This window comes from Streptomyces bungoensis (genome assembly GCF_001514215.1).
In the GTDB taxonomy this organism is placed as follows: Bacteria; Actinomycetota; Actinomycetes; order Streptomycetales; family Streptomycetaceae; genus Streptomyces; species Streptomyces bungoensis.
The window spans coordinates 100,755-124,458 of sequence record NZ_KQ948868.1 but is presented as its reverse complement, the minus strand read 5'-3'; the positions used below and the strand labels follow the sequence as shown (position 1 = coordinate 124,458).

Sequence of the window (23,704 nt, the reverse complement as noted above, 5' to 3'; positions counted from 1 at the left end):
AGACGGTCTCGCCTGACGGGGCCGGGCAGTGTAGACATGAGCTCATGGTCCGACTGCCCGGCCGGCCCGACACGCGGCCGCCCCGTTCACCCGGGCGCCCGCGCGCACCCCAGGGGCCGCGCCGGGACGCGGGCGGCGCGGGCGGTGGCCGGGCCGGGGTGCTGCGGTCGGCGGTGACCCGGCGCAGTGTGGCCGGGCAGGTCTTCGTCCTCCAAGTCGTGATCGTGCTGCTGCTGGTCGTGTCGGCGGTGGTGGCCCAGGTGCTGCAGGTGCGCCACGACAGCAAGCTGGAGGCGCGCAACCGCTCCCTCGCCGTCGCCGAGTCGTTCGCCAACGCGCCGGGGACGGCGGCCGCGCTGCGCTCCCCCGATCCGACGGCGGTCCTGCAGCCGCGCGCGGAGGCCACCCGCACGGCGACCGGCGTGGACTTCGTCGTCGTGATGAACACCGAGGGCATCCGCTACACCCACCCCAATCCGGACCGCATCGGCAAGAGGTTCGTGGGCACCATCGGGCCCGCCGTGGCCGGGGGCACCGTCACCGAGGAGGTCAACGGGACGATCGGCCCGCTCGTACAGGTCGTGGTGCCGGTGAAGGACTCCGGCGGCAAGGTGGTGGGCCTGGTGTCGGCCGGCATCACCACCGCGCACGTGGGCGGGGCCGCCGACCAGCAGCTGCCGCTGCTGCTCGCGGCGGCAGCGGCGGCGCTCGCGCTGGCCACCGCGGGCACGGCGCTGGTCAGCAGACGGCTGCTGCGCCAGACGCACGGCCTCGGTCCGTCCGAGATGACGCGCATGTACGAGCACCACGACGCGGTGCTGCACGCCGTGCGGGAGGGTGTGCTCATCGTCGGCGGCGACGGCCGGCTGCTGCTCGCCAACGACGAGGCGCAGCGCCTGCTGGAGCTGCCCGCGGACGCCGAGCAGCGGCACGTGCTGGAGCTGGGGCTGGACGACGAGACGGCCGGGCTGCTGGCCTCCGGGCGGGTGGCGACGGACGAGGTGCACCTGGTCAAGGACCGGCTGCTGGCCATCAACCAGCGCCCCACCGGCGTGCGCGGCGGCCCGCCGGGCAGCGTGACCACGCTGCGCGACTCCACGGAGCTGCGCGCGCTGTCCGGCCGTGCGGAGGTGGCGCGCGAGCGGCTGAACATGCTGTACGACGCCGGGGTGGGCATCGGCACCAGCCTGGACGTGGCCCGCACGGCGCAGGAGCTCGTCGAGCTGGCGGTGCCCCGGTTCGCGGACTTCGCAAGCGTCGACTTGTTCGACGCGGTGCTGAACGGGGAGGAGCCGAAGCCGGGGACCTCGCTGCGCCGGGCCGCGTTCACCGGCGTCCGCAAGGACGCCCCGCTGTATCCGGTGGGTGAGCGGATCCGGTTCGTGGCGGCCTCCCCGCAGGCGCGCAGCCTGACGACCGGGCAGTCGGTGGTGGAGCCCCGGCTGCGCGAGGCGCCCGGCTGGCGGGCGCAGGACCCGGAGCGCACCGAGCGGGTCCTCGCGTACGGCATCCACTCGCTGATCACCGTGCCGCTGCGGGCGGGCAGCCTGGTGCTCGGCCTGGCGCACTTCTGGCGCTCGCAGAAGCCGCAGCCGTTCGACAGCGAGGAGCTGGCCCTCGCCGAGGAGCTGGTCGCGCGGGCCGCCGTGTCCATCGACAACGCGCGCCGCTACACCCGCGAGCACAGCATGGCGGTGACCCTGCAGCGCAGCCTGCTGCCGCGCTCGCTGCCCGAGCAGGGGGCGCTGGACATCGCCTACCGCTACCTGCCGGCGCAGTCGGGGGTGGGCGGCGACTGGTTCGACGTGCTGCCGCTGTCGGGCGCCCGGGTGGCGCTGGTGGTGGGGGACGTCGTGGGGCACGGGCTGCACGCGGCGGCGACGATGGGCCGGCTGCGCACGGCGGTGCACAACTTCTCCGCGCTGGACCTGCCGCCGGACGAGCTGCTCGGCCTGCTGGACGAGCTGGTGGGCCGGATCGACCAGGACGAGACCCCGGCGGACGGCGCCGCCGCGGTCACCGGCGCGACCTGTCTGTACGCGGTGTACGACCCGGTGGCCCGGCGCTGCACCGTGGCCCGGGCCGGTCATCCGCCGCCCGCGCTGGTGCGCCCGGACGGCAGCGTGGAGTTCCCGGACGTCCCGGCGGGGCCGCCGCTGGGCCTGGGCGGGCTGCCGTTCGAGACCGCCGACCTGGAGCTGGCGGAGGGCAGCCGGCTGGTGCTGTACACCGACGGGCTGGTGGAGGACCGGGACCGGGACATCGACGTGGGCCTGGACCTGCTGCGCGACGCCCTGAGACGCGCTCCCGGCGCCTCGCCGGAGGACACCTGCCGGACCGTGCTCGACCACCTCCCGAACCGGCCGAGGGACGACGTGGCGCTGATCGTGGCCCGCACCCGCGTCCTCGGGCCCGACCGGGTCGCCGAGTGGCAGGTGCCGTCCGATCCGGCGGCCGTCTCGCAGGTGCGGGCCTCGGTCACCCGGCAGCTCGCCGACTGGGGTCTGGAGGAGCTGTCGTTCACGACGGAGCTGGTGCTGAGCGAGCTGGTCACGAACGCGATCCGCTACGGGCGCGGCCCGATCGGGGTGCGGCTGCTGCGCGACCGGACGCTGATCTGCGAGGTCTCCGACCGCAGCACCACCTCCCCGCACCTGCGGTACGCGGCGAGCACCGACGAGGGCGGGCGGGGGCTGTTCCTGGTCGCGCAGCTCGCGGAGCGCTGGGGCACCCGCTACACCGCTCAGGGCAAGATCATCTGGGCGGAGCAGCCGCTGCCCTGACCGTGCCGCCGGGCCCGGGCACGGCGAGGGCCCGGCGGACTTCGCCTGATGTCCGCCGGGCCCGTACCGGGTTCCCGGTCCACCTGGGCGGGGTGTGTCGCCCGGGAGGTGTGGTCAGCTGCCGTCCAGCCGGGAGCGCAGCAGCCGCTTGCCCAGCTCGGCGCCCTTGCGGCTGTCGGCCTGGGCCTTGCGGAACAGCTCGACGATCTCGTCGTCCTTGCCGCGCTCGGCGTCCTGGATGTACTGCTCCAGCCGCAGGGCGTTGCTCAGGCACGCCTCGACGAACCAGATCAGGTCGTAGTCCTTGTCCCGGGTGCCGGTGACCTCGCCGGTCTCGCTGGTGCTGGTCATACGGGTTTCCTCCTTCGGTCGACCCTGTGCCGATGGCGCTTCGGAGACGCCCGGGTACCCGTGCGACCTGCGGACACACCGCCCGGAACCGGTGCGAATCGGTCATGTCCGCCCGGTGTCAGCCGAGGGCGCGGTCGAGGTTGTAGGCGGCGCTGATGAGGGACAGGTGGGTGAAGGCCTGCGGGAAGTTGCCCTGCTGTTCGCCGGTGCGGCCGATCTCCTCGGCGTACAGGCCGAGGTGGTTTGCGTAGGTGAGCATCTTCTCGAAGGCCAGCCGGCCCTCGTCGAGCCGCCCGGCACGGACGAGGGCCTCGACGTACCAGAAGGAGCAGATGGAGAAGGTGCCCTCGTCGCCGCGCAGCCCGTCGGGGCTGGCCTGCGGGTCGTAGCGGTAGACGAGCGAATCGGAGACCAGGTCGTCGGTGAGGGCGTCCAGGGTGGACAGCCACTTGGGGTCGGTGGGCGCGATGAACTTGGCCAGCGGCATCATCAGCACGGAGGCGTCCAGCACGTCGCCTCCCTCGTGCTGGACGAAGGCACCCCGGCGCGCGGACCAGCCGCGGTCCATGATCCGCCGGTAGATCGCGTCGCGGGACCGGTACCAGAGGGTCAGGTCGGCGGGCAGTCCGCGGCGGTTGGCGAGGCGGATGGCGCGCTCGATCGCCACCCAGCACATCAGCCGCGAGTACAGGAAGTTCTTGCGGCCGCCGCGGGTCTCCCACACGCCCTCGTCGGGCTGGTCCCAGTGGTCGCAGACCCAGTCGACCAGATGGCACACGTCGTCCCACTGGTCGCTGGAGATGGGCTGGGCCCACTTGTCGTAGAGGTAGATCGAGTCGATCAGCGCGCCGTAGATGTCGAGCTGCAGCTGCCCGGCGGCCGCGTTGCCGACCCGGACGGGGGCGGAGCCCTGGTGTCCCTCCAGGTGCGGCAGTTCACGCTCGGGCAGGTCGGCGCGGCCGTCGATGCCGTACATGATCTGCAGCGGCCCGGAGCCGTCGTCGCAGCCGGGGCTGACGTGCGTGGTCATGAACCCCATGAACGCCTCCGCCTCACCGGTGAAGCCGAGCCGCAGCAGCGCGTACACGCAGAACGCGGCGTCGCGGACCCACACGTAGCGGTAGTCCCAGTTGCGTTCGCCGCCGGGCTGCTCGGGGAGGCTGGTGGTGGGTGCGGCCACGATGGCGCCGGTGGGGGCGTAGGTGAGGAGCTTGAGGGTGAGGGCGGAGCGGTGCACCATCTCCCGCCAGCGGCCGCGGTAGCGGGACTGGTGCAGCCACCGCCGCCAGTAGGCGACGGTGGCGTTGAACTGGTGCTCGGCCTCGGCGCAGGCGCAGCCGCGGGGGGCCACCTCGCCGCCGACCTGGTCCAGCGCGAACACCGCCGTCTCGCCCTCGGCGAGCTTGAAGTCGGCCCGTGCGTCGCGGCCGTCGCACTCCATGGCGACGCTGGAGGTCAGCGCCAGGGCGCGCTGCGGGGACTCGAAGAGGACGAGGCCGTCCAGGCTGCGCGCGGTGTGCGGGTCGGCGCCGTAGTTGAAGCGGGGGGCGATCAGGGCGCGGAAGGGCACCGTGCCGCGCACGCAGACCACGCGCCGGATCAGCCGGTGCCGGCCCGCCTCCCGGGACGTCTCGGCGGTGACCGGCATGAAGTCCTGGATCTCACCGACGCCGTCGTCGGTGAAGAAGCGGGTGATCAGCACGTTGGTGTCGGGGAAGTAGAACTGCTTGGTGCGCGCCGCCACGGCGGCGGCCAGTTCGAAGCAGCCGCCGCGGTCGGCGTCCAGGACGGCCGCGAAGACGCTGGGCGAGTCGAAGGAAGGGCTGCAGTACCAGTCGATGGTGCCGTCGGTGCCGACCAGCGCGACGCTGCGCAGGTCGCCGATCAGGCCGTGGTCGGCGATCGGCAGGTAGCGGGGGCCCGCGGACGCATCCCGCGGGAGGGGCTGGAAGGGGGTCTCGGCCATCGCTCGGCCTCCCGGTGCCGGGTGCTCCTCGTTTCCGGCTTGTGACGCTTTTCCAGCTTACGGGCGAGTGCTCCGCGACGAGGTGGGCAGGTGCTTGTCACCCGGTCCTCCGGCGCCCTTCCGGATGCAGGGTGGGCGGAGGCGGGGAATGGTGAGAGGGTGCCCCGTTCGGCGGCACCGGCACGGATGCGGTCATCCGGACCGAGGAGGAGGCATCATGTCGACATCCACACCCGAAGAGTCCCGGTCGTCCGACGACCACTGCACCCCGGACGCCCTGCTCCACTCGGCTCCTTCGAGGGATCTCACCCCGGAGGACCTGGTGATGGCGACGGGCAGGGACGTCACCCCGGCCACGCTCGACTGGGCGCGCCGCAAGCTGGAGACCGAGGGCCAGGCCGCGATCGAGAAGCTGCTTCCCTAGGGGCGCCCGGGAGCGGAGCGGAACTCGACGGGGAGGCGCCGGGCGGGGCGCGCACGCCGTGATGCGGCGCGCGCCCCGCCCGGCGCCCTGTGCCGTGCCGTACGGCGGTCAGCCCCTGCCGTCGCCACCGCTCTCGGACAGTTCCGTCTCGTCGGGCACGACGTGGACCGCGGCCTCCTCCGCCCCCGCCGCTCCCCCGTCGATGCCCACGTCAGCGGCGACCTCCTCCTTGACGGTGTCGGTGTGCGCTCCCTCGTCGGGGGCCACCAGCCGGCCCGCCCGCCGATCACCGGCCTCGGGGTCCAGCGGTTCTCCCTCCCCGCCGGGCAGGTCGCCGATGCCGTCGCCGGGCGGCGCGGTCACGTCCGGCACCTCCTGGCCGAGCCGCTCGTCCAGGGTCTCGCCCTCGTGCTGCTCGGCGGCCGTGGTGCCGTGCTTGGTGACGCCGAGGGGCCGTTCGGGCGGGGAGTAGCCCTCGTCGAGGATGTCGTCGTAGTCGCGTTCGCCGAGCGCGTCCTCGAGGTCCAGGGGCGCCGCGTCCTCCTGTTCCTCGTTGGTCCCGGTGGGCTGGTAGGCGTCATCGGCCATGGGGGTCGGCTCGGTCATCGTGGCCCTCCTTGTCGGCACGCGGTCGGTCCCGGTCCGCGTATCCCGCGCACCCCGCCCCTAATCCCCCGGGGCCGCCTTCCGAACAGGTCAGCGGACGTTACCGGTTGGTCATCTTGAAAGGTCAACAGGTGCCGCTATCATCGCACCCACACACGGTGACCGGCCGCCGACACTGGGCGCACGGTGCTCACCACCCTTTGTTCCACCACCCCTCTCGCCGTCCCGCCCTGCCCTGACTCCGGGACCACCCCTCCCCCGGGTCCGGGTGGGTTCACCACCCCCCACCCCGTAGCCGTCGGGCCGTGCCCGGGCACCGGGCACAACCGAAAGCGGCACGTCCATGAGCAACAACAGGGGCAGAGGTCTCCAGGCCAACGTCCTCGGCACGTTCGACACCGTGGTGATGGCGGTGGCCGGCAGCGCGCCGGCGTACTCGCTCGCCGCGACCACCGCCGTCCTCGTCGGCGCGGTGGGCCTGGCCGGCCCGGCCGCCCTGCTGTACTGCGCGATACCCATGCTGGGCATCGCGCTCGCCTTCAGCTACCTCAGCCGGATCGACGTCAACGCGGGCGCCAGCTACTCGTGGGTGGGGCGCACCCTGCACCCGTTCCTGGGCTTCCTCAGCGGCTGGTCGCTGGTGGTCTCGGCGACCATCTTCATGGTGGCCGGCTCACTGCCCGCCGGGGCGATGACGCTGTCCCTCTTCGACGAGCGGCTGGCCGACGACACGGGCCTGTCCACGGTGGTCGGTGCCGTCTGGTTCCTCGTCATGCTGGGCGTGGTGCTGGGCGGGGCCCGGCTCACCGTCCGCGCCCAGCTGCTGATGTCGGGTGTGGAGCTGGCCGTGCTCGCGCTGTTCGCGGTGCTCGCCGTCTTCCACGGACATGACGCCCGTGCCTTCGACTGGTCCTGGCTGGGCTTCTCGCACTTCGACGGTGTGAGCGGGTTCGCCTCCGGCGCTCTCGTCGCCGCGTTCTACTACTGGGGCTGGGACGTCACCAGCAACCTCAGCGAAGAGACCCGCAACAGCCGCCGGACGACCGGGCTCGCGGGCCTGATCGGCGTGGGCATCGTGTTCCTGCTGTTCGAGGTGTTCACCATCGCGGTGAACGTCGTCCTGTCGTCGAGGCAGATCGAGGAGAACGACGCCAACGTGCTGGCGGTGCTGGGCGAGGAGGTATGGCCGGGCTGGGGCGGCAAGCTGCTCGTGGTGGCGGTGATGCTGTCCACGATCGCCACGCTGGAGACCACGCTGATCCAGGTCACGCGCTCGCTTTTCGCGATGGGCCGCGACCGTACGATGCCGCCCGCGCTGGGCCGGGTGCACCGCACGTGGAACACGCCGTGGGTGGCGATCGTGGTGGTCGGTGCGGTGGCGCTGGCGATGTTCATCGCCTCCAACGCGCTCGGCTCGGTGGGCGAGATCCTCTCCGACGCGATCTCGGCGATCGGCCTGCAGATCGCCGTCTACTACGGCCTGACCGGTCTCGCGGTCGTCGTCGCCTACCGCAGGATGCTGCTGAAGTCGGTCGGCAACTTCGTGCTCGGCGGGCTGTGGCCGCTGTTCGGCGCGGTGTTCATGTTCTGGATCTTCGTCGAGTCGCTGGGCGACCTGAGCGCTCCGGCGATCGCGATCGGGATCGGCGGCCTCGCGGCCGGGCTGGTCCCGATGCTCTGGTACTGGCGGCAGGGCAGCGAGTACTACCGTCCCGCGAAGCTGGACGCGGCCCGCACGGTGGAGGCGGACTACCTCCCCGACGGCGCGGCCGCCGTGCCGTCCCGGCTGCACGAGGGTCTCCCCACCGACTTCTGAGGGAGGACCCCGCCATGGCGCGAGACCGTTTCTCACCCGACTTCGACCCTGACTGCGGCGACGCGCCGCTCACCTCGGCACGGCAGGACATCGTCATCGGCCGCTGGCAGGGCCTCAGGGACCTGCTGTGGGTCACCGGCGACGACTGGACCCTGCGCGGCCACCGGATCCGGCTGCTCGCCCAGGCCTGCGCGGGCAGTTCGACGGTGGAGTCGTGGCTCGCCGCCGAACCGGCGAGCGCGGACGCGCAGGTGCTGCGCGCCGCCACGGAGACGGCCCGGGCGTTCCACCTGGCCATCACCGCCGGGCGGGGCGTGCCGATCGACCGGGACCGCATCGACACCGCGGTACTGGCCTGCCTGCACGCCGCCGAGGCCTGCCCGGAGGACCCCACGCCGTGGGTGTCCCTGATCTCGGTCGCCCGGCTGTACCCGACCGGCGTCCGGCGGCGCGAACTGGCCCGCTGGTGGGACGAGTTGTACGGGCGGGACCCGTACAGTGCGGAGGGCCACCTGCAGGTCCTGCACTACTACTCGGCCCGCTGGCACGGCACGCACGGCCTGATGTACGACTTCGCCCGGGACGCGGCCGGGGTGGCGCCGCCCGGCTGCGCGCTGCCGGTGCTGGTGCAGTACGCGCGGGTCGAGGAGTACCGGTACGTCCTCGACGGCGCGCGGGGCCAGCGGAGTTCGGTGCGGATCGGCCAGCACTGGGACCACGACGGCGCGGTCAACGACGTACGGCGGACCTGGGAGCGCTGGGTGCGGGGCCGCCCGGACGGCGACGTCGCCCCGGTCGAGTGGCGGGACCTCGGCTACCTGGCGCACGCGGCCTGCCTGGCCGGCACGGCGGACGTCGCGGCGGCGGTGCTGCGCATGCTGGGCCGCCGCGCCACCCGCACCCCGTGGTCGTACACGGGAGATCCGGTGCAGCAACTGACGAAGTGGCGCAGGGAACTGGGGCTGCGCGGCTGAGGGTGCCGGGCCGCGCCACCGGGGACGGGGTGGCTCAGGCGGCGGCCAGCTCGGCGTTCGCGCGTTGCGTGATCAGCTCCAGCACGCGGCCGGCGACGGCGAGGTCCTCGGCCGGGATACCGGCGTACAGCCGCGCGGAGATCCCGGCGGTCTCGGCGGCGGCGCCCTCGTACAGCTCCCGTCCGGCGTCCGTGAGCCGGACCCGGGAGGGCTGCGCGGGGTCCTGCTCCAGCAGCCGCGCGGCCGTCAGCTCGCCGAGCGTGCCGCGCACGGCCGACTCGTCCACCTTCAGCGAACCGGTGACGTCGGCGACGAGTTCGTCCCGGCCGAGGGCCCCGCCCGCGGCGACCACGGCCCGGAGCGTCACGTTCTGGTGGAAGGTGGTGCCGCGGCGGGTCAGGACGCCCTCCAGGAGGGCTCGCGCGGCGTAGTGCGCCAGGGCTATGACCCGGCCGTTGAGGCCGGGCGCGGTGGTGGTCATGGCTGCTCCTCTTCGTCGGCTGCCTTCACGTACCGATACCGTACATGGCTACTATGTACATGGCTACTGTTTTCCGCCCGTCCCGATGCGCGGCGCGTACGGCGAACTCCCGCGCCGTCAGGCCGCTTTCTGGGAAGCGGCGGCGTCCGGGCGCAGGTCGTCGAGGGTGAGCCGGTGCGCCGGAGGATCCGGCAGGGCGATCTGGTGGGTGACGTGCAGCTCGGGGCCGACGTGGAGGAGCTCGCCGGGCTCCAGCAGGCGCCAGTGGGGGTTGTCGTCCATGCGCTCGCTGGCGACGATGACGGCGGGGTGCTCGGCGAGGTGCGACGAGTGGACGCGCATCCGGCCGTGACTGCCGCTGTGGTCGAGGTGCCGGCTGCCGTGCTGGCCGCCCGCCGGACGCTCCAGGACGTACAGCTCGTGAGTGTCCGGGTACCGCAGGGCCCACAGTTCTCGCGGGGTGACGAGGATCAGGTTCATCGCGAAGACGGGCAGGTTCCCGGCGATCCACCCGGCGGCCTGCCGGATGCCGGCGGTGACGTCACCGCCGTGCCGCCGGGTCTCCCGGGTGATCAGGGCGAAGAAGCGCTCGGAGTCCGTGTCGCCCCGGACCGACGAACGGTCCTCGCCCAAGTGGTCGTCGAGCCTGTCGAGGCCCTCGATCACCCCGTTGTGCGCGAAGAGCCGCCCGTCCTGCTCGAAGGGATGGGTGTTGCGGACGTCGAGGCTTCCGGTGGAGGCGTAGCGGACGTGGGCGATGAAGGTCGCCGACTCCTCCTGCCGGGCCTCCTCGGCGAAGGCGCGGTCGCGGTAGGCGGCGATGGGCGCCTTGTCGACCCGCGGGGTGCCGTCGGCGGTGAAGTGGCCGAGGCCGGTGCCGTCGGGGTCGCGGTGGCTCTGCCGGCTCAGGCTGTCGGGGGCGTCGAGGAGCCAGAAGGTGGCGTGCGTGCGGAGCGGGGCGCTGCTGAGGCCGAAAAGGCGGCACACGGGCTTCCTCCGGGGGCCGGCCCGCCGTCGTGGTGGCGGGCCGGCGGTCGTGGTCGGTGGTCAGTGGCGGCCGTGGCGGCGGGGGTTCTTGGTCTCGGCGCCGTGGGCGAAGCCGCCGGCGTCGTCCTCGTCGCGGTGCGGCTCCCCCTGCTTGTCCAGCCGGGGCAGGACGCGGCGCAGGTCCTCCAGGAGCAGATCGGCCAGGTCGTGGCTGAAGCCGTTGCGGACCACGACGCGCAGGACGGCGAGGTCGGTCCGGTTCTTCGGGAAGGTGTACGCGGGCACGAGCCAGCCGCGTTCGCGCAGGGCGGCGGACACGTCGAAGACGCTGAAGTGGTCGATGCCCTCGCGCACCCGGAAGGCGAAGACGGGGATGTCGCTGCCGTCGGTGATCAGCTCGAACGGACCCAGCCGCGCGATCTCCCGGGCCAGCCGGGTGGCGACGTCACGGGCGGTCTGCTGGACCCGCCGGTAGCCCTCGAAGCCCAGACGCAGGAAGTTGTAGTACTGGGCGACGACCTGGGCGCCGGGCCGGGAGAAGTTGAGCGCGAAGGTCGGCATGTCGCCGCCGAGGTAGTTGACGTGGAAGACCAGGTCGTCGGGCAGGGCGTCCTTGTCGCGCCACAGGGCCCAGCCGACACCGGGCATGACCAGGCCGTACTTGTGCCCGGACGTGTTGATCGAGGCGACCCGCGGCAGCCGGAAGTCCCACTCCAGGTCCGGGTCGAGGAAGGGGGCGATCATCGCCCCGGACGCGCCGTCGACGTGGACGGGGACGTCGAGTCCGGTGCGGGCCTGCAGGTCGTCCAGGGCCGCGGCGATGTCCGCGACGGGTTCGTAGCTGCCGTCGAAGGTGGAGCCGAGCACGGCGACGACGCCGATGGTGTTCTCGTCGCACAGCTCGACCGCCTTGTCGGGCGTGAGGTGGTAGCGGTCCCCGTCCATGGGCACGTAGCGGGGTTCGACCTCGAAGTAGTCGGCGAACTTCTCCCAGCAGATCTGCACGTTGATGCCCATGACGATGTTGGGCCGGTCGGTCGGCTTGTTCTCGGCGCGGCGGCGGTGCTGCCAGCGCCGTTTGAGCGCCAGCCCGCCGAGCATGGCCGCCTCGCTCGACCCGGTGGTCGAGCAGCCGATCGCCTGGCGGGGGTTCTCCGCGTGCCAGAGCCCGGCGAGCATGTGCACGCAGCGCGCCTCGAGCTCCGCGGTCTGCGGATACTCGTCCTTGTCGATCATGTTCTTCTCGGCGCACTCGTCCATCAGCCGCCGGGCCTCGGGTTCGGCCCAGGTGGAGACGAACGTGGCCAGGTTCTGCCGGGCGTTCCCGTCGAGCATCAGCTCGTCGTGCACCACCTGGTAGGCGGTGTCCGGCTCCATCTCCCCGCGCGGCAGCGCGTACCGGGGCACGCGGACGGGCTCGCGGCTGAACACCGGGTTGATCTCCAGGTCACGGTTCTGACCGCGGTTGTGATGCACCGCCATACGTACTCGTCCTCTCTGCGCGGGTCGCACGGGTTGCCGGGGTTGCCCGCACGGGGCCGCCTCTGTCGCAAGTTCCCATCAGACCAGGTCGCGAACCGGGCCGCGCCCCGCCGTGATCACGACCGGAGAGACACCACCTGCTCGGCCGCTCCCCGCCGAGGCCCGCCGTCCACGTCAAGTGCATTCGGCCGGCCATGAAACGGCAATGTCGAGGCAAAGCCCGGGAACGGTGCGGGCTTGTCGGTCGTTCATGGTCCACTAATGCGTCTACAAATGTGTAGTCACACTTGTGTTCGGAAGCCACCGAAGGAAAGGGCGTGCGGCCATGGCCACTCCCTCCGACCTGTCGTCGCAGCTCGCGGTCAACGTGCTCGACGCCCACTCACTGCTGGCCGCGTTCGGCGTGCTCGGGGTCGGGGTGGTGCTGTTCGCCGAGACGGGCCTGCTGATCGGCTTCTTCCTGCCCGGCGACTCCCTGTTGTTCACGGCGGGTCTGCTGTGCACGGGCACGTCCGGCCGGAGCGTGCACCTCTCCCTGGGTCCGCTGCTGGTGGCGGCGGCCGTCGGTGCGCTCGCGGGCGCGCAGTGCGGCTATCTGCTGGGGCGCAGGGCGGGCGGCGCACTGCTGGCCCGCAGCCGGTCGGCCCGGCTGCACGAGGGGGCCGCCCGCGCCGAGGAGCTGCTGGAGCGGTACGGGCACGCCAAGGCGATCGTCCTCGCCCGCTTCGTGCCGGTGGTGCGGACGGTGCTGAACCCGCTGGCGGGCGCGCTCGGGGTGCCCGCCCGCGCGTTCACGCTCTGGCAGACGGTGGGCGGCCTGGTGTGGAGCCTCGGCCTCACCCTGGCCGGGTACGCGCTCGGGTCCGCGATCCCGAACGTCGACACCTATCTGCTGCCGCTGGTCGCGCTGATCGTCGCCGTGTCCCTGATCCCGCTGGGCGCCGAGGTGCTGCGTTCTCGTCGGGCGGCCAAGGGGGCGCGCGGATGATCGGCGCGGGCAGGGGCTCGTCCGTGGCCGGGCCGATCACATGACGAACCGCAAGGGCGTCGCCGAACTGGCCGGCAGCGCCGCGCTGGGCGCCTGGGCGGGGTTCGCGGTGCTGGCACTCGTCGTGACCGGCGGGCACGGGGCTCCCCTGCACCTGGACCGCTCGCTGCTGAGCTGGTCCGTCGGCCACCGCCCGGCGACGGCGGTGGCCGTGGCGCGGGGACTGACGGCCACCGGCACGGGCGTACTGCCGTACGCGCTGGTGGCCCTGGCCGGCCTGCTGGTGGGCGGCTCCCGGCGGCAGCGGCCGGTCACCGCGCTGCTCGGCGTGGCCTGTCTCGCGTCGGGCCAGGCCGTGCGGTACGGCGTCATGGAGCTGACCGGCCGGGCCCGGCCGCCGTACCGGTACTGGCAGACCCACGCCTCCGGCTTGTCGTTCCCGTCGGGGCACACCACCACCTCGGCCCTGACGGCCGGGCTGCTGCTCCTCGCGCTCTGCCTGCGCGCCCGGCACGGCCGCCTTCGGATGTGCCTGGCGGTGGCCTGCTGGGCGGCCGGGGTGGGCCTGACCCGGGTCTACCTCGGCGTGCACTGGGCCACCGATGTGCTGGGCGGCTGGCTGTTCGCCGTCGGCTGGCTCGGCGCCTGGCTGTGCGCGGCGGCCTGGTGGCTGCCCGATCGGCTGATACCCGCCGCCGCGTCCGGTTCCGGCGCCCTGGCCGGTGGTGATGCGGCCGGGGCTCCCCCGGAGGGGCACGCGCCCCGGGACACCGGCCGTCGGGACTGATCCCGCGGTCTCAACGGCCCGGCGCCGCATCGACTTCGCCCGCACCGGCAGGCCAGGCATGACCGATCGCCTTCGGCCGGCTCGGCGCCTGGCCGTGCGCGACGGCCTGACGGCTGATACCCGCCGCATCCGGTGCCGGCTCGGCGCTGCTCCAGAAGCCCTGGCCGCCAGAACTGTTCTCGCGGTTTCACAGCGCCCGGAGCAGAACCAGCACCGCCGGCAACAGCAGCCCGGAGCTGGGTCTTCGCCGTCGGCCGGCCAACTGCCCGGCTGTGCGCGGCGGCCTGGCGGTCGAGAGCAGCCGAAGCCGGTGCCGGCTCGGCGCCGCCCCGGACGGGCACGCGCCCCGCGCCCCTGGCCGCCGCGACTGATCCCGCCGTCTCACACAGCCCGGCGCCGCACCAGCACCCCCAGCACCACCAGGCCCGGCAGCAGTGGCAGCCAGACCGTCAGCAGTCGGTAGCCGAGGACGGCGGAGGCCGCGGTCGCGCCCGGTGCGCCGGACATGGTCAGTGCGAGGGCCAGCGCGGCGTCCAGGGAGCCGAAGCCGCCCGGGGTGGGCAGGAGGGCCGCCGCGCCGCTCGCGGCGAGGTAGAGCAGGGCCACCTGGAGCGGCGGCAGGGACAGTCCGACGGCCTGGGCCATGGCGACGAGTACCAGCGCGTGCAGGGCGGTGAAGCCCAGCGAGCCGCCCCACAGGGCTGCCGCCCGGGCCGGGCGGGCGTGGACCGCGCGGATGTCGGTCAGGACGGCCGCGAGCGCGCGGCGGCAGCGCGGGCGCAGGGGCCCGGCGAGGAGCGCGGCGAGCAGGACGGCCAGTCCGGTGACGGCGGCGAGCGCGGCGGGTGAGACGGGCGGCAGGCGCAGCAGGCCGGGGCAGAGCGGGGCGAGCGCCGCGATGAGGACGAGACGGACGGCGGCGCCGGCGGTGGCCTTGACGGCGAGCGCGCCGGCCGAGCGGCCGACGGGCAGCCCGCAGCGCATCAGGAACCGCAGGTTCACCGCGCCCGCGCCGAGCCCGGCCGGGAGCAGGTGGTTGGCGGCGGAGGCGGCGAACTGCGCGGCGAGCAGCCGGGGTCCGGGCAGGCGCCGGGCGACCGCGCCCTGCTGGGCGAGCGCCGCGGCGGGCCAGGTGCCCAGGGCCGCCACGGCACCGGCCAGTAGCCAGCCCTGGCGGGCGACGGCCAGCCGCAGCGCGCCGCTCTCCACGAGGGGCCAGTGCCGCCGGCCCAGGTAGGCCGCGCCGAGCAGGAGGGTGAGGCAGACAAGGGTGTGCCAGCAGGCCTGCCGGCGGCCGGGCCGGACGTCCGCGGCGGCGGTGGCCGGCGGGCCCGGGAGCGGGCACGGGGCGTCGGGCGGGGCCTCCGGTACGGCGTGCTGGGTCATGGACCCCCTCCCCTGCGTCTGTCACGGCGCCAGGTCACGAACGGGCCTCGGGTACGGCGTAGTAGAGGCGCAGTCCGTCGAGCGGCACGGACGGCCAGTGGGCGGCGTACCCGGGTGGCCGGGAGCCGTGGGCGACCAGGACGGCCACCGGGGTGCGGCGTGCGGTGCCGGCGATGGCCGCTACCGTGCTGTTGGCGTTGTGCCCGGAAGCGGCGGCCGAGGAACAGCCGGCGTAGAAGGCCACCGGGATGGCCTCGTGCCCGGTGAGCAGACAGGGCGGTGTGACGCCGACCCGGTGCAGGGTGGCCGCGGTGCGGGACCAGGCGCGGTGTGCGGCGGTGGTGCGCTCCACGGTGCGGGTCAGGACGGCGAGCTGGACGGCGAGGTGGGCGGCGAGCCCGAGCACGACGAGGGTCACGGCGACCTGCCGCCAGGGCCGGGCGGGCGCGGTGGTCAGGTGGACGAGCGCGGCGGCGACCGGCAGGGCCAGCAGGGCGTAGTACGGGAGCAGGAAGCGGGGCGCCGCGTAGCCGATCATGAACAGGTAGGGGAAGCCGGCCGTCGCCGCGCAGGCGAGCGCGAGCAGCGTCGGCAGCGTGTGCCGGGCCCGGACGGCGATCACGAGGCCGACTGCGGCGAGCAGCGGCAGGACGAACCACCAGAGGGTCACGCTCGGATCGGGCAGGTCTCCGGTGCACGGCCGGCACAGGGCCCGGCCGCCGAGGCTGCGCAGCTGGTCGGTGACGGCGACGTGGAAGCCGAGGCCGCCCTGGATCTCCGAGCCGTCGTGCAGCCGGCGGGCGAGACCGCCGTAGGCGGTGTACGCCTCGACGACCCACTCGGCCGCACCGGCGGCGAGCCCGCCGAGCAGGACGAGCGTCGGCCGCCAGGTGCGGCGGGCCAGGCCGAGGGCGAGGAGCGGCAGAGTGGCGAAGACGGCATCGGTGGGCCGCATCCAGGCCATCAGCGCGGCGCTCGCGGCCAGGCCCCACAGGGCGGCCCGGTCGGAGCGGGCGGCGCGGGCGCGCAGGAAGCAGCCGGCGGCGGCGAGGGCGCCGACGGCCACCCAGTAGTTGGGCATGGCCTGAGGGCCGTAGAACAGGGTCACCCACAGGGAGGCGAACAGGGCGCCGGCCAGGGCGAGCACGCGCGTCGGGAACTGCCCCCGCCAGGTGCGCAGGGCCAGGTACAGGGCGAGGCCGGACAGGACGGCGAGGTAGACGCGCAGCAGTGCCGTGGACGACGACCAGGCGGCGACGGGGGCCACGAGCAGGGAGACGCCGCGGGCGCGGGGTGCGCTGAAGAAGGCGGCGGGCGCGTGTCCGCTGACCTGGCTGACGTACACGGTCTCGTCCCAGCCGAGACCCATGCCGGGCCGGACGAGGAGCAGTTGGGCCAGGGTGAAGGCGGCGGCGACGGCCGCGAGCGGCCGGCTCCCTCGAGGCCGCGCCGGGGCGGGGAAGACCCGGCGGGAGCGCTCACGCCGGGCCGCGACGGCTGTGACTCGGGTACTGCCGGCCATGACCACCTCTCTGCCCCTACGAGTTGTAGGGCGTTCGTCACCCTACAAGACGTAGGGCTGGGGCCGGAGGTTCCGGGAAAGCACGGCCAAACTAACCCGGATCACCTCGGTCTGCCGGGCGGACAGGGCCATCCGGTGAGAGACCCTACGCACTGTAAGGTTGGCGTATGGCTGGCACGGAGTCCCGCGGCAGGGCGGAGCGGCGCAGCGCGGGAGCGCTGGAGAGCGAGGTGCTGGCCGCCCTCTGGGCCACCGATCGGCCGCTGACCCCGGCCGAGATCCAGGCCGACATCGGCGGCGGCCTCGCCTACAACACGGTGCACACCATCCTCAAGCGCCTGTACGACAAGGGGCTGGTGCTGCGCGACGCCGACGGGCGGCGCGGTGCCTACCGTCCGGCGAAGAACGCGGCCGAGCTGACCGCCGAGGCGATGCACGAGGCCCTGGACCGGGGACCGGATCCGATCGCGGCGCTCCAGCAGTTCGTCACCGGTCTCAGCCCCGAGGAGGAGCGGGCCCTGCGCGCGCTGCTCGCCGGGGGCGGCGCATGAGGATCGACGTGTACACCCCGCTGGTCGTGTCGCTGCTGCTGTCCGTCGTCGCGCCGGTGGTCGTCGGCCGGGTCGGCCCGGCGCTCGCCGCCCGCGTGCTGACCTCGGCGGCCGTCCTGACCGCGGTGGCCACGACCTGGTCGCTGGTCCTGCTGGCCACCGCGCTGCTCGGCGACGCGCCGCCGGTCGTGCGCGAGGCCCGGGAGGACGGGCACCGGCTGGTGGACCCGGTACCGGAGGCGGTCGGTGTCGCTGCCGCCGCGGCGCTGGCGGTCGTCGCCTGGCGGGTGTACCGGGCCGTGCGCGCCGAGCGGCGCACCCGGCGGGCGCTGCGCCGGCTGTGCGCGGGACAGCCGGCGGACACGGAGCTCGTCGTCGCCGCCTCCCAGGTGCCGCGGGCGTTCGCGATTCCGGGCCGGCCGGGCCGGATCCTGGTCACGTCCGCGATGCTGAGCGCCCTGGAGCCGGCCGAACGGCGGGTCCTGCTGGCCCACGAGCGCGCGCACCTGGCGCACCGGCACGGCGCGCTGGTGACGGCGGCCACGCTCGCCGCGGCGGCCAACCCGCTGCTGGGTCCGGTGCGGTCGGCGGCCGTGTTCCTGGTGGAGCGCTGGGCCGACGAGCAGGCGGCGGCCGCCGTCGGCGACCGCCGGACCACCGCTCGCGCGCTGGCCCGCGCCGCCCTCACCGCGGGCCGCTCCGGCCCGGCCTGCGCCCTGAACTTCACCGACCGCTCCGTCACCCTGCGCATCGCGGCCCTGCTGGCCGGCCCGCCGCCCCGGCTGTGGCCCGCGGCGGCGGCCGTCCTCGCCCTGGGCGCCCTCCCGGCCCTCCTCGCCGCCGACGCCACGTCCGACCTGCTCGCCCTGCTGTCCGGCGCCCTGCACTGAGAGCGGGCCGCCCCGGCCCGCACCGGTGCGTGCTCAGCCGCCGTGGGGAGCCCGGTGCGGCGGCTGGGCCGGGGTCGGGCGGATCGGGGCCCGCGGGATCGCGCGGACCGCGGGGTCGTCGGTGCCGACCGTCACCGGCTCCCCGTGGTGGTCGAAGGTGAGGGGCGGCCCGGCGAGCAGGGTGTACGACGCCTTGTCCGCGTGGATCTCCACCCTCAGCCGGCGGTCCCGGAACTGGAGGTTGAAGGCCAGGCGGCGCAGCCGCTCCGGCAGGCGCGGGGCGAAGCGCAGGCCCCCGCCGTCGCGGCGCATGCCGCCAAAGCCGGCGACGAGCGCCATCCAGGTCCCGGCCAGGGAGGCGATGTGCAGCCCGTCCCGGGTGTTGTGCTCCAGGTCCGCCAGGTCCATCAGCGCCGCCTCGGCCGTGTAGTGGTAGGCGAGCCGCAGATGGCCGGCCTGGGCGGCGATGACGGCCTGACAGCAGGCGGACAGGGAGGAGTCGCGCACCGTCAGCGGCTCGTAGTAGGCGAAGTTGCGGGCGACCTGCTCGTCGTCGAAGTGCGCACCGCACGTGTACATCGCCAGCACCAGGTCGGCCTGCTTGACGACCTGCTTGCGGTAGAGGTCGAAGTACGGGAAGTTCAGCAGCAGCGGGTACTGGTCGGGGCGGGTGCCGGCGAAGTCCCAGCGCTGGTAGCGGGTGAATCCGGCGTGCTGCTCGTGCACGCCGAGTTCGTGGTTGTAGGGCAGGAACATGGCCTCCGCCGCGTCCCGCCAGGCCGCGCTCTCCTCCTCGTCCACGCCGAGCTGCTCCGCCCGGCGCGGGTGGCGCTCGACGGCGTCGGCCGCCGCCAGCAGGTTGGCCCGGGCCATGAGGTTGGTGTACGTGTTGTCGTCGGCGACCGCGCTGTACTCGTCGGGGCCGGTGACGCCGTCGATGTGGAAGACGCCGCGGTGGTCGTGATGGCCGAGCGAGCGCCACAGCCGGGCCGTCTCCACCAGCAGCTCCACCCCCACCTCGCGCTCGAAGGCGGTGTCGCCCGTGGCCTCGACGTAGCGCACCACCGCGTCGGCGATGTCGGCGTTGACGTGGAAGGCCGCGGTACCGGCCGGCCAGTACGCCGAGCCCTCCGGGCCGGCGATGGTCCGCCAGGGGAACGCGGCCCCGCCGAGGCCGAGTTGGGCCGCGCGCTCGCGTGCCTCGTCCAGCGTGTTGTACCGCCAGCGCAGCGCCTCGGCGACGGCGCCGGGGGCGGTGTGGGTGAGGACGGGCAGCACGAACATCTCGGTGTCCCAGAAGGCGTGCCCGTCGTAGCCGGAGCCGGTGAGCCCCTTGGCGGGTATCGCCCGCTGCTCGGCGCGGGCGCCGGCCTGCAGGACGTGGAACAGCGCGAACCGGACGGCCTGCTGGATCTCCTCGTCGCCGTCCACCTCGACGTCGGCGCGGGCCCAGAAGTCGTCCAGGTGCGCGCGCTGGTCGTCGAGCAGTCCCTGCCAGCCGTCGTGCGCGGCGGCGGCGAGGGCGGCGTCGACCTGGTCGGCCATCGCGGGCAGCGACCGGGTGCCGGACCAGCCGTGGGCGACCAGCTTCTCCACGCGCAGCGTCTGGCCGGGCTCCAGGACGGAGGTGACGGTGAGCCGGGCCACGTCGCGGTCGCTCTCGCTGCGGGTGGTGGTGCGCTCGGGCCCGGTGACCGTGTGGTCGGCGGCCACGGCGACCCGGAGGCCGCTGCGCCGGGTGCGGTGCACCAGCCGCAGCCGGCTGCCCGCGGCGAAGGCGTCCTCCTGCTCCAGCGGGGACTCCAGGGCGACGGCGGCGCGCGGGTCGCCGTCGGACCCGGGCAGCTGCTCGTTGGCGACCAGCTCGGACTGGATGACGACCCGGCTGCGGCTGCCGACGGCCTCCACCTCGTACGCGACGGCCGCGACCGCCCGCTGGGTCAGCGACACCAGCCGGGTCGAGCGCACCCGGACCGTGGACCCGGCCGGGGACGTCCACTCGCAGGTCCGCTCCAGCACCCCGCGGCGCAGGTCCAGGACCCGCTCGTGGGCGACGAGCCGGCCGTAGCGCAGGTCGAACGGCTCGTCGTCCACGAGCAGTCGGAGGATCTTGCCGTTGGTGACGTTGATGACCGTCTGCCCGGACTCCGGGTAGCCGTAGCCGGCCTCGGCGTACGGCAGCGGGTGCACCTCGTGCACGCCGTTGAGGTAGCTGCCGGGCAGGCCGTGCGGTTCGCCCTCGTCCAGGTTGCCGCGCCAGCCGACGTGGCCGTTGGACAGCGCGAACACCGACTCGCTCTGCGCGAGGACGTCGAGGTTGAGGGCGGTCTCGCGCACCGCCCAGGGCTCGACGGTGTACGACCGGTGGGTGATCAACGCTTGCCCCCCAGCTCGGCGAGGTCCTTGACGACGACGCTGGCGCCGTGCGCGTACAGCGCGTCGGCCTGGCCGGTCCGGTCGAGGCCGACGACGTATCCGAAGCCGCCCGCGCGGCCCGCGTCCATGCCGGCCAGGGCGTCCTCGAAGACGGCCGCCCGCGCCGCCTCGACGCCCAGGTCCCGGGCGGCGGCCAGGAAGGTGTCGGGGTGCGGCTTGCCTGGCAGGTGCCGCTCGGCGGCGACGACGCCGTCGATGCGGACGTCGAAGAAGTGCTCGGCGTCCACGGCCCGCAGCACGTCACGGCAGTTGGCGCTGGAGGAGACGATCGCGGTGCGCAGACCCGCGGCGCGGACCGCCTCCAGGTAGCGCAGGGTGCCCTCGTAGGCCTCCACGCCGCCGGACCGGATCTTCTCCAGCAGCAGGACGTTCTTGCGGTTTCCGAGGCCGTGCACGGTGGCGGCTTCCGGCGGGTCGTCGGGACCGCCCTCGGGCAGGTGGATGCCGCGCGAGTCGAGGAAGGCGCGGACCCCGTCGGCGCGCGGGCGGCCGTCGACGTACTCGTCGTAGTCGGCGACCTCGTCGAACGGCCGTGCCTGGGGCCCCTCGTGCTCGCGCAGGAACGCGTCGAACGTCTCCTTCCAGGCGGCCGCGTGCACGACGGCCGTCTTGGTGACGACCCCGTCGAGGTCGAAGAGGCAGGCCTGGATGGTGTCGGGCAGACCGAGCTGAGTCATACCCAGCACTGTTCCCCATGAGACGCCGTTAAGGGGGTGGCGAGCGCCACATGACGGCGCACTTTCGCGCCTTCACACCGGCGTCCCACCGCGCGGCCGCGGATGACACACTCTGCGGTGTGCCGCTGACCTTCGACGACCTGCTGCTGCGTGCCCGCGCCCTGACCGGGGGCGGGCGGCGCGCGATCCTCGGGATCGCGGGCGGCCCGGGCGCGGGCAAGACCACGCTGGCCGAGCACCTGGTGGCCGCCCTGAACGCCGGCGGCCCGCCCTGGGTGGCGCACGTCCCCATGGACGGCTTCCACCTCGCGGACGCCGAACTGGACCGGCTGGGCCGCCGGGAGCGCAAGGGCGCGCCGGACACCTTCGACGCGGCCGGGTACGCGGCGCTGCTGCGGCGGCTGCGCGAGGACACCGACGAGGTGGTGTACGCGCCCGGTTTCGAGCGGGTGCTGGAGCAGCCGCTCGCGGGCGCGATCCCGGTGCCGCCGGCCGCCCGGCTGGTGGTGACCGAGGGCAACTACCTGTTGCTGCGGGAGGGTTGCTGGGCCCGGGTACGGCCCTGTCTGGACGAGGTGTGGTTCTGCGAGCTGGACGAGGAGGAGCGGATCCGGCGCCTGGTCGCCCGGCACGAGGAGTTCGGCAAGGACCGTGCGGCGGCCGTGGCGTGGGTGCGGGGCACGGACCAGCGCAACGCCGACCTGGTCGCGGCGACCCGGGACCGGGCGGACCTGGTGGTACCGCCCGGCGCGCTGCCGCCGCAGGACTGAACCTTCAGCAGGTGAGGTCGAGTCCGGCATCGCCGACGGGCTCCCCGACCACCGCCGTGAACGCCTCCGTGCGGACCGTCAGCCCGTCCGGGCCGGTGTCGAAGGCGGCAGTGAAGGGGCCGCCGGGCCCGTAGCGCACGGCGAACACGTGCAGGCCGTCCGGCGCGCCGGGGGCGGGGCCGGCTTCGAGGGCGGAGGAGCCGACCAGGTGGCGCCAGCCCTCGTCGGGGTCGCCGTAGCCGCGCGGGTCGGCGGCGAGCGCGAACGCCGCCTGCTCCTGGGTGAGTTCGGCCCGGGTGTCGAAGTGGTCGGGGCCCGTCTCGCGCGGGTGGGTGAGGCGCAGTCCGCCCGCCGAGGCGACCTCGCCGTCGGCGGTGCGGCGGACCCGGTCGCCGTCGTCGGCGGCGTACGGCAGCCCGGACAGCAGGTACGGTGTCCCGTCGAGCCGCTCGACGGCGACCGTCACCCACAGGCGGGTGCCGTCGGTGACGTACAACGAGCGGACGTGGCGCAGCACGTGGTCGCGTCCGACGACCGGCTTGGTGACCAGCTTGGCCGTCAGCGCGCCGCCGCGCACGTCGCGGACGCGCACCTCGCCCATGGGCCGGCACAGCAGGAAGCCCTCCGTCACCGGGCCGAAGCCGTGCCGGCGGCGTACGGCCGCCGGCAGGTAGTAGGTGCCGCCCGCCTCGACGAGCGAGGGCGTCATCCGGCTGTCGAAGGCGACGGACACCGTGCCGGAGCGCAGCTGGTGCCGGGCGGGGGCCGCCGACGGGGTGCGGTGCCAGCGGGTGGGGTCCTGGATCTGCCAGACCAGCATGAAGGCGAAGTGCCCGTCGACCCCGCCGTCCCGCTGCACCGCGTGCCGCCCCCAGCGGGTGTCGCCCCGGTAGCGGCCCAGGTCGGAGCCGATGCGGGCGCCGAAGTACCTGAGGCCCAGGACGGCTTCGAACCCGGAGTGCTGCTCGCTGTAACGCGGGCCGCCCTGGTCGTAGCCGCCGTTGCTCAGGCGGGCGTCGAGGTAGCGGGCGAGCGTGTCGCCGTCCTCGGCGAACACCTCCTCGCCGCTGACCCGGTGGGCCTGGGCGAGGAAGGACAGGGAGATCGGCCCGTAGTTGTTGTCGTACGCCCCGCCGTGCTCCGGCGGCAGCAGGGCGCCCCGGTCGCGGACCCGGTGGGCGCGGATCTCCCCGGCGTACAGGGCGAGGGCGCGGGCGCGGACCGCCGCGCCGTCGGCGCCGGGCAGGTGGCGGGCCAGCATCAGGCCGCCGGCCACGCAGCCGATGGCCTGGTTGCCGGCCTCCTGCGGGTTGAAGAAGGTGGCCTCGGTCAGCCAGCGCCAGTAGCCGTGGGCCACCCGGAGCAGCTCGGCGCGCTGTGCGTCGTCGAGGAGGCCGTCGGCCGCGTCGAGGACGTTCACCGCCTGGAGCAGCGCCCACACGGTGCTCGGCCAGTCGCCGATCGGATGGGCGCCGGCCTCCACGACGTACCGGGCGTACGGCAGGCCGGAGCCGGTGGTGCGCAGGTTCGGGTAGCCGGGGTTGTCCTCGGTGAAGACGCGTTCGCGCAGGTGGAAGGCGAGGCTGCGGCGCACCGCGTCCGGCAGCCGGGGGTCCTTGCCGCGCTGCCAGGCGAGGGCGAGCAGGGAGGTGATGCCGAGAGAGGTGTCGCCGACGTCGTCGACGGCGTCGGGGTGTTCGAGGCTGCCTTCCGGCGTCATCCGGGCCAGGGCCTGCTCGGTGACGCCGGCGAGGACGGCGTCGTACGCGTCGGGGGTGTCGGGCAGGTCGTGCAGCGGGCCGCGCTGGTGCGGGAGGTGCATACCGG

Annotated in this window: 20 protein-coding genes; 9 read left to right on the top strand and 11 right to left on the bottom strand. The window is 74.2% G+C overall.

Annotation, left to right across the window (positions count from 1 at the left end; translation table 11 throughout):
- The first annotated feature begins 44 nt into the window (after nt 1-44).
- Nucleotides 45-2,783, top strand: coding sequence for a SpoIIE family protein phosphatase (locus AQJ66_RS28665; RefSeq protein ID WP_079060489.1), 2,739 nt, complete (start codon nt 45-47; stop codon nt 2,781-2,783).
- 114 nt (nt 2,784-2,897) lie between these two features.
- Here the strand turns inward: AQJ66_RS28665 and AQJ66_RS28660 are convergent, their stop codons facing one another.
- Together AQJ66_RS28660 and AQJ66_RS28655 are read right to left on the bottom strand one after the other, a co-directional pair.
- Nucleotides 2,898-3,134, bottom strand: a complete 237-nt coding sequence (locus tag AQJ66_RS28660; RefSeq protein WP_061927870.1) for a hypothetical protein — start codon at nt 3,132-3,134, stop codon at nt 2,898-2,900.
- A 118-nt stretch (nt 3,135-3,252) separates the two neighbouring features.
- Complete coding sequence (locus AQJ66_RS28655) at nt 3,253-5,100, bottom strand: glycoside hydrolase family 15 protein (protein ID WP_061927868.1); 1,848 nt, start codon at nt 5,098-5,100, stop codon at nt 3,253-3,255.
- Between the two features lie 217 nt (nt 5,101-5,317).
- On the opposite strand from AQJ66_RS28655, the gene AQJ66_RS28650 reads away from it, so the two are divergent.
- Nucleotides 5,318-5,524, top strand: a complete 207-nt coding sequence (locus AQJ66_RS28650; RefSeq protein WP_061927866.1) for a hypothetical protein — start codon at nt 5,318-5,320, stop codon at nt 5,522-5,524.
- A 108-nt stretch (nt 5,525-5,632) separates the two neighbouring features.
- On the opposite strand, the gene AQJ66_RS28645 is transcribed toward AQJ66_RS28650, so the two are convergent.
- A complete protein-coding gene (locus AQJ66_RS28645) occupies nt 5,633-6,130 on the bottom strand; it encodes a DUF5709 domain-containing protein (protein ID WP_061927865.1) in 498 nt (165 codons plus the stop codon).
- 343 nt (nt 6,131-6,473) lie between these two features.
- Between AQJ66_RS28645 and AQJ66_RS28640 the strand changes: the two genes are divergently transcribed.
- On the top strand, nt 6,474-7,946 hold the full coding sequence (locus tag AQJ66_RS28640; protein WP_061927863.1) for an APC family permease: 1,473 nt from the start codon (nt 6,474-6,476) through the stop codon (nt 7,944-7,946).
- Between the two features lie 14 nt (nt 7,947-7,960).
- Nucleotides 7,961-8,920, top strand: coding sequence for a hypothetical protein (locus tag AQJ66_RS28635; protein WP_061927861.1), 960 nt, complete (start codon nt 7,961-7,963; stop codon nt 8,918-8,920).
- A gap of 34 nt (nt 8,921-8,954) precedes the next feature.
- Here the strand turns inward: AQJ66_RS28635 and AQJ66_RS28630 are convergent, their stop codons facing one another.
- From AQJ66_RS28630 to gad, 3 genes are all read right to left on the bottom strand, one after another.
- Nucleotides 8,955-9,401: a winged helix DNA-binding protein gene (locus AQJ66_RS28630; RefSeq protein ID WP_061927855.1), complete on the bottom strand. Its 447-nt coding sequence runs from the start codon at nt 9,399-9,401 to the stop codon at nt 8,955-8,957.
- Nucleotides 9,402-9,518: 117 nt separating this feature from the next.
- The gene (locus tag AQJ66_RS28625; RefSeq protein WP_061927852.1) at nt 9,519-10,388 is read right to left on the bottom strand and encodes a class II glutamine amidotransferase; all 870 of its coding nucleotides are present in this window, start codon (nt 10,386-10,388) and stop codon (nt 9,519-9,521) included.
- Nucleotides 10,389-10,448: 60 nt separating this feature from the next.
- Nucleotides 10,449-11,870, bottom strand: coding sequence for a glutamate decarboxylase (gene gad / locus AQJ66_RS28620; RefSeq protein WP_061927851.1), 1,422 nt, complete (start codon nt 11,868-11,870; stop codon nt 10,449-10,451).
- A gap of 325 nt (nt 11,871-12,195) precedes the next feature.
- On the opposite strand from gad, the gene AQJ66_RS28615 reads away from it, so the two are divergent.
- Both AQJ66_RS28615 and AQJ66_RS28610 read left to right on the top strand, forming a co-directional pair.
- Nucleotides 12,196-12,858 carry a DedA family protein gene (locus AQJ66_RS28615; protein ID WP_061927849.1) on the top strand — a complete coding sequence of 221 codons (663 nt, stop codon included), beginning with the start codon at nt 12,196-12,198 and terminating at the stop codon, nt 12,856-12,858.
- 40 nt (nt 12,859-12,898) lie between these two features.
- Nucleotides 12,899-13,645 (top strand): phosphatase PAP2 family protein, encoded by a 747-nt coding sequence (locus tag AQJ66_RS28610; RefSeq protein WP_061927847.1) that lies wholly within the window; start codon nt 12,899-12,901, stop codon nt 13,643-13,645.
- 381 nt (nt 13,646-14,026) lie between these two features.
- Here AQJ66_RS28610 and AQJ66_RS28605 read toward each other — a convergent pair whose 3' ends face one another.
- Together AQJ66_RS28605 and AQJ66_RS28600 are read right to left on the bottom strand one after the other, a co-directional pair.
- Complete coding sequence (locus AQJ66_RS28605) at nt 14,027-15,031, bottom strand: lysylphosphatidylglycerol synthase transmembrane domain-containing protein (RefSeq protein ID WP_061927845.1); 1,005 nt, start codon at nt 15,029-15,031, stop codon at nt 14,027-14,029.
- Between the two features lie 34 nt (nt 15,032-15,065).
- Nucleotides 15,066-16,553, bottom strand: a complete 1,488-nt coding sequence (locus tag AQJ66_RS28600) for a hypothetical protein (RefSeq protein WP_061927843.1) — start codon at nt 16,551-16,553, stop codon at nt 15,066-15,068.
- 167 nt (nt 16,554-16,720) lie between these two features.
- Between AQJ66_RS28600 and AQJ66_RS28595 the strand changes: the two genes are divergently transcribed.
- Nucleotides 16,721-17,104: a BlaI/MecI/CopY family transcriptional regulator gene (locus AQJ66_RS28595; RefSeq protein ID WP_079060488.1), complete on the top strand. Its 384-nt coding sequence runs from the start codon at nt 16,721-16,723 to the stop codon at nt 17,102-17,104.
- Nucleotides 17,101-17,994, top strand: coding sequence for a M48 family metalloprotease (locus AQJ66_RS28590; RefSeq protein WP_061927841.1), 894 nt, complete (start codon nt 17,101-17,103; stop codon nt 17,992-17,994). The genes AQJ66_RS28595 and AQJ66_RS28590 overlap by 4 nt, the downstream gene beginning before the upstream one ends.
- Nucleotides 17,995-18,027: 33 nt before the next feature.
- Here the strand turns inward: AQJ66_RS28590 and AQJ66_RS28585 are convergent, their stop codons facing one another.
- Nucleotides 18,028-20,370 carry a glycoside hydrolase family 65 protein gene (locus tag AQJ66_RS28585; RefSeq protein ID WP_061927839.1) on the bottom strand — a complete coding sequence of 781 codons (2,343 nt, stop codon included), beginning with the start codon at nt 20,368-20,370 and terminating at the stop codon, nt 18,028-18,030.
- Entirely contained in the window at nt 20,367-21,107 is a 741-nt protein-coding gene (locus AQJ66_RS28580) for an HAD family hydrolase (protein WP_061927837.1), read from the bottom strand. The genes AQJ66_RS28585 and AQJ66_RS28580 overlap by 4 nt, the downstream gene beginning before the upstream one ends.
- Nucleotides 21,108-21,226: 119 nt before the next feature.
- Between AQJ66_RS28580 and AQJ66_RS28575 the strand changes: the two genes are divergently transcribed.
- Nucleotides 21,227-21,877, top strand: coding sequence for a nucleoside/nucleotide kinase family protein (locus AQJ66_RS28575; protein ID WP_061927990.1), 651 nt, complete (start codon nt 21,227-21,229; stop codon nt 21,875-21,877).
- Between the two features lie 4 nt (nt 21,878-21,881).
- Here the strand turns inward: AQJ66_RS28575 and AQJ66_RS28570 are convergent, their stop codons facing one another.
- The gene (locus AQJ66_RS28570; protein WP_061927835.1) at nt 21,882-23,699 is read right to left on the bottom strand and encodes a hypothetical protein; all 1,818 of its coding nucleotides are present in this window, start codon (nt 23,697-23,699) and stop codon (nt 21,882-21,884) included.
- Between the last annotated feature and the right edge of the window lie 5 nt (nt 23,700-23,704).